4 protein-coding genes are annotated in these 5,390 nt (G+C 65.5%); 1 reads left to right on the top strand and 3 read right to left on the bottom strand.

Going from position 1 to position 5,390, the window contains the following annotated elements; all coding sequences use genetic code 11:
* On the top strand, positions 1-1,470 hold a 1,470-nt coding region (locus JWM94_RS15425; RefSeq protein WP_299429015.1), incomplete at its 5' end, for an acyl-CoA dehydrogenase.
* On the opposite strand, the gene JWM94_RS15420 is transcribed toward JWM94_RS15425, so the two are convergent.
* The 3 genes from JWM94_RS15420 to JWM94_RS15410 form a co-directional block, all read right to left on the bottom strand.
* Positions 1,467-2,810 (bottom strand): cell wall hydrolase, encoded by a 1,344-nt coding sequence (locus JWM94_RS15420; RefSeq protein ID WP_299429013.1) that lies wholly within the window; start codon positions 2,808-2,810, stop codon positions 1,467-1,469. The two genes, JWM94_RS15425 and JWM94_RS15420, sit on opposite strands and share 4 nt — an antisense overlap.
* A 109-nt stretch (positions 2,811-2,919) precedes the next feature.
* A complete protein-coding gene (gene cysK, locus JWM94_RS15415) occupies positions 2,920-3,840 on the bottom strand; it encodes a cysteine synthase A (RefSeq protein WP_299429011.1) in 921 nt (306 codons plus the stop codon).
* The gene (locus tag JWM94_RS15410; RefSeq protein WP_299429009.1) at positions 3,837-5,141 is read right to left on the bottom strand and encodes an MFS transporter; all 1,305 of its coding nucleotides are present in this window, start codon (positions 5,139-5,141) and stop codon (positions 3,837-3,839) included. Before JWM94_RS15410 ends, cysK begins: the two co-directional genes overlap by 4 nt.
* Positions 5,142-5,390 lie beyond the last annotated feature (249 nt).

Below are 5,390 nucleotides of genomic sequence, written 5' to 3'. Positions count from 1 at the left end.
GCGCTCAACGAGATGCTGAACGCCGTCAACCATGGCTGGACGATGGCGCCCGGCCTGCTGCACGGCGCCGTTGAATGCCTGCAGGCGCATGGCAGCGCCGCCTTGCGCGAGCGCTACCTGCCGCGCCTGGTCAGCGGCGAATGGCTGGCCACGATGTGCCTGACCGAAGCGCATTGTGGCACCGACTTAGGCATGCTGCGCACGCGCGCCGAGCCGCAGGCCGACGGCAGCTACAAGATCACCGGTACCAAGATCTTCATCTCGGCGGGCGAGCACGACCTGACGAGCAACATCATCCACCTCGTCCTCGCCAAGACCCCCGGCGCGCCCGAAAGCTCGAAGGGTATCTCGCTGTTCGTGGTGCCCAAGATCCTCGTCAACGACGATGGCTCACTGGGCGAGCGCAACGCCGTCCAGTGCGGGTCGATCGAGCACAAGATGGGCATCCACGCCAATTCGACCTGCGTGATGAACTATGACGGCGCCAAGGGCTGGCTGGTCGGCGAGGAAATGAAGGGCCTCGCCGCGATGTTCATCATGATGAACGCCGCGCGTCTCGGCGTGGGGTTGCAGGGGCTCGGCGTGGCAGAGACTGCCTATCAGAATGCCGTCCAATATGCGCACGACCGGCGCCAGGGCCGCGCGCTGACGGGCCCGGCCGAGCCACAGGAAAAGGCCGATACGCTGTTCGTCCACCCCGACATCCGCCGCATGCTGATGGACGGCAAGGCGCTGACCGAGGGGTTGCGCGCCTTGTGCCTGTGGGGCGCGCTCCAGGCGGATCTCGAACATGCCGCCGCGACCGAAGCAGAGCGCGAGCACGCCGCCGACCTGCTCGGGCTGCTGACCCCGGTGATCAAGGGCTACGGCACTGACAAGGGCTACGACATCGCGACCAATGCGCAGCAGGTCTATGGCGGGCACGGCTACATCCAGGAATGGGGGATGGAGCAATATGTTCGCGATGCCCGGATCGCGATGATCTATGAGGGCACCAACGGTATCCAGGCGATGGATCTGGTCTGGCGCAAGCTGGCGCAGAATGGCGGCCGCGCGGTGCAATTACTGTTCAAGGTTGTGGCCGAGGAGGTCGCGGCGGCGAAAGCCGATCCAGCGACCGCCGACTTCGCCGCCGCCCTCGAAAAAGCCAATGGCGAGCTTCAGGCGGCGACGATGTGGTTCATTGCGAACGGCATGACCAATCCGAACAATGTAGGCGCGGGCGCGCACAGCTATATGCATTTGATGGGGATCGTCGCGGTCGGGCTGATGTGGTTGCGGATGGCAGAGGCAGCGGCGCGGCTGAAGGCGGCGGGCAAGGGTGACGCTGCATTCCTCGACGCCAAACTCGTCACTGCGCGCTATTTTGCCGAGCGGATCATGCCCGAAGGAGGTGCGCTGCGCCGCAAGATCGAGGGCGGGGCGGAGGCGCTGATGGCATTGCCGCCCGAGATGTTCGCTGCAGCTTAGGGCCGCTCGGCCTTGGCCGTCGGCGCTGGCGTTGCGGCGGGTTTGGGGAGACTTTCCTTCTTCCGCACGCCGCCGAGTCCGTCTGGCGTCACCGGCTTGAGCGTGAAATTCACTGCGGCGGGCGGTACTGCGCCGGCGGCGGTCGTTACGGGCTTCGCTCCGGGCGCAGGCAAGGTCGCCGCGGGCGTGCCGAGCACCTGAAGCTTCATGCACTCGCCCTTCGTCGCGCGCTTGAACTGCCCGCAATTCCACAGCGCCTTCTCGTACCCGCGCGCCTTGTCGCGCAGATAGCTGAACGCCATCGTCGAAATCTGCGCCTGGCCGAGCGGCAAGCCCTTGGGCGTTCGCATTTTGTCGGTCCACGCCATCAGCTTGCAATAATCGCGCGTCCCGCAAGCCTTGGCCGCGACTTGCGTGAAGGAGTCGGGGCCGGCGCGCGGGTCGAGCGTGACGAGGAAGCTGTTCGGGTCGATCGACAGCGCCTGCTGCCCGCCGCCAGTGCCGGCGATCGTCGCGCTATCGATTTCGGCCGGGTTGACCTCGGCCAGCGTGGCGGCGGCGCCGCTATGCGCCGCAGAGAAACCGTCGAGCGCGGCAATCCCAGGTTCAAACCCGGATACACTGCGGACAAACGCGGCGGGGGTGCCCCACCAGCCGGTCCAGCGGAAGAACAGGTGCGTCTTGACCGCGGTGACCTTGTCGAGGCTGGCGCTCCAATAGGGCACGACCCAGTCGGTGTGATAATGCGTGGCGTAGCCCACCTTGGCGTAGACCAGCCCGCTGAGTGCCGCGATGGCGACTTCGCGCGCACGCGCCCAGGCGGCGGGGTTGGGATGCCAGCGACCCATCGCACCGTCGCAGGCGAAGCTGAACTGGCACCCGGTCGAGCGTTCCGATCCCTGGAAGATCACGCCGCACACCGATTTGGGGAAAGCAGGGTGGCGCACGCGGTTGAGCACGACCTGGGCCACCGCGCGCTCGCCCTCGGTATCGTCGCCTGCTTCGTACAGCACGCCGACCGCCAGGCAGTCGATCGCGCGCGCGCGGGCGGCGTTGTCACCGGAGAAGATGAATGGCCGCGCTGCAGGGTTGGGGCCGGTGGAAAAGGGCACAGTGTCGTTGAACGCCTTGGCGTCTTCGGGGGCGACCGCTTGCAACTCGACCGGTTCGACCGGGGGCAATTCGGTCTTGGGCACCACGCGCTGCGCGACCGCGACCGCGGGCAGCGGCTTGGCGTGCGGCGCGAACAGGACGATTGCCGTCGGAATTGCGACGAGCGCAAGCCCAACCAGCGCGAGAATGACGCGCAAGGCAAGCGGCGGGGGCAACGAACGGATCAAGTCAAACCTGTTTCGGAAAAAAAAAGCGCGGCCGCGCGGGCGCACGCCCTTAGCGCAAAGCGCGCCCGATGCCAAAATCCAGGTTGTTGCGAAGCGTTCCGGGGATGGATCAGCTTTCGGGCAGGAAGTCCGGCACCGATAGGTAGCGCTCGCCGGTGTCGTAGTTGAACCCCAGCACCCGCGTTCCCGCCGACAAATCGGGCAATTTCTGCGCGATCGCCGCGAGTGTTGCACCCGAACTGATTCCGACCAGCAAGCCTTCCTCGCTGGCGGAGCGGCGTGCGAATTCCTTGGCCACGCCCGCATCGACCTTGATCACGCCGTCGAGCGCCTGCGTGTGAAGGTTGACCGGTATGAACCCCGCGCCGATCCCCTGGATCGGGTGCGGCCCGGGCTGGCCGCCCGAAATCACCGGTGAGGCTTCGGGTTCGACCGCATAGACTTTGAGGTTGGGCCAGTTCTTCTTGAGCGTCTCTGCGACGCCAGTGATGTGCCCGCCCGTGCCGACCCCGGTGATCAACACGTCGATCGGCGAGTCGGCGAAATCGGCGAGAATTTCCTGCGCCGTCGTGTGCACATGCACATCGATGTTCGCTGGATTTTCGAACTGTTGCGGCATCCACGAATTGGGCGTCGCCTCGATCAATTCGAGCGCGCGTTCGATCGCGCCTTTCATGCCCTTTTCGCGCGGCGTCAGGTCGAAACTGGCGCCGTAGGCCAGCATCAGTCGGCGCCGCTCGATCGACATCGATTCGGGCATGACGAGGATCAGCTTGTAGCCCTTGACCGCGGCGACCATCGCCAGCCCGACCCCCGTATTACCGCTCGTCGGCTCGATGATCGTGCCGCCGGGCTTCAGCTTGCCGTCGCGCTCGGCCGCTTCGATCATGCTCAGCGCGATTCGGTCCTTGATCGATCCGCCAGGGTTCGACCGCTCGGACTTGATCCACACCTCGGCGCCCGGGAACAGCCGCTGGACGCGGATGTGCGGGGTGTTGCCGATCGTTTCCAGGATGGTGTTGGCCTTCATGGCTGGGCGACTCCGTGCTGAGGGGCGATTTCGAGGATGTCGGGCGGGTCGAAAGACTTTGCAAGCCTGAGTTCGGGGAACAGGCGCGACCAGAGCAACGTGATGGCGATCGCGCCCATGCCGCCGACCACGACCGCGCCGACCGGGCCAAGCAACGAGGCGAGCAGCCCGCTTTCGGCCTCGCCAAGTTCGTTCGAGGCGGAAATCGTCAGTTGCGACACTGCGCTGACTCGCCCGCGCATCGCGTCGGGGGTGTGCAACTGGACCAGCGAGCTTCGGACATAGACCGACACCATGTCCGCGCCGCCGGCGACGACGAGGCCGACGAACGCGAGCCCGAACGCGAACCGCGGCAGGATGATGTGCGCTGTGCCGAAGGTAAGGATTCCCAAGCCGAACACGACCACGGCGATCAGCATCTTCACCCCGACGTTCGACTTCATCGGGCGGAACGAGAAGAGTAGGGCCGTCGAGGTCGCGCCGATTCCCATCGCCGCTGACAGGATACCGTAGCCTTGGCTGCCGACATGCAGGATGTCGCGCGCATAGACCGGCAGCAACGCCGTCGCCCCGGCGAGCAGCACCGCGAAGAGGTCGAGCGTGATCGTTGCCAGCACCAGCCGGTTGTGGCGGACGTAACGAAAACCTTCGATAATGCGGTGGAGTGGGCGATGGTCGGGTTGCGCCTCAGGCTGCGGCACCTTGCCGATCAAAAAGACGCAGACGAGCGCGATCGCGAACAGCCCCGCCGACGTCGCGTAGGCAATGTCGGGGTCGATCGCGAGCAAAGTGCCGCCGAGGCTGGGCCCGAGAATCGCGCCGATCTGCCACGCTATCGAGCTGACCGCGATCGCTGTCGGCAAGGTCGCGCGCGGGACGAGATTGGGAGCAAGCGCCGAATAGGCCGGGCCGGAAAAGGCGCGCGCGATGCCTATGAACACCGCGGCGAGGAACAGGATCGGCAGCGTCAGCAGGCCGAGCCAGGTCAGTACCCCGAGCATCACCGGCGTGAGCAACAACAAGATCGTCGTTGCGCGCACGATCCTGCGCCGGTCGAACGTGTCGGCGGCGAGCCCGACGACGGGGGTCAGCACGAATAGGGGGATGAACTGCGCCAGCCCGATCATCGCGAGCAGGAAGCTGGCTTCCTTGATGCTCAAATGATGCACGTCGCGCGCGATCGAATAGACTTGCCATCCGATGATGACCGTCATGCTGCCCTGCGCGACCGTACTGGAGAAGCGCGACAGCCAGTATGCCCGGAAATTGGCGATGCGGAAGGGATGGTCGGCGGGAAACACGGTTATGCCTTAGGCGGGGGGCGGTCGCTTGGGCAACCATGGCAAAGCTTGGCTGCAGAATTGATCGCCTATGCCGCACCGCACGATTGAATCCCGCGATGCAACCAGCCTATAGCGCCGCCTTTATCCCCTACGGAAACGAGGTTTCCCCTTGGCCAAATCGCCCGCCAAAAAGCCGTCAGCACCGCCCGCCACGCCAAATCGTCCGCGACCCGACGAGCCGCAGCCGTACAAGGCGTCGAAGGCCGA

The sequence above is a fragment of the Sphingomonas bacterium genome (genome assembly GCF_028289855.1).
Classification (GTDB): Bacteria; Pseudomonadota; Alphaproteobacteria; order Sphingomonadales; family Sphingomonadaceae; genus Sphingomonas.
The sequence above is the reverse complement of the archived record's forward strand: the minus strand, read 5'-3'. Positions and strand labels throughout refer to the sequence as shown.

What these genes read in the sequence shown, in the direction of transcription:
- cysK (WP_299429011.1), bottom strand. Translation starts at nt 3,840, where the DNA reads ATGAAGGCCAACACCATCCTGGAAACGATCGGCAACACCCCGCACATC.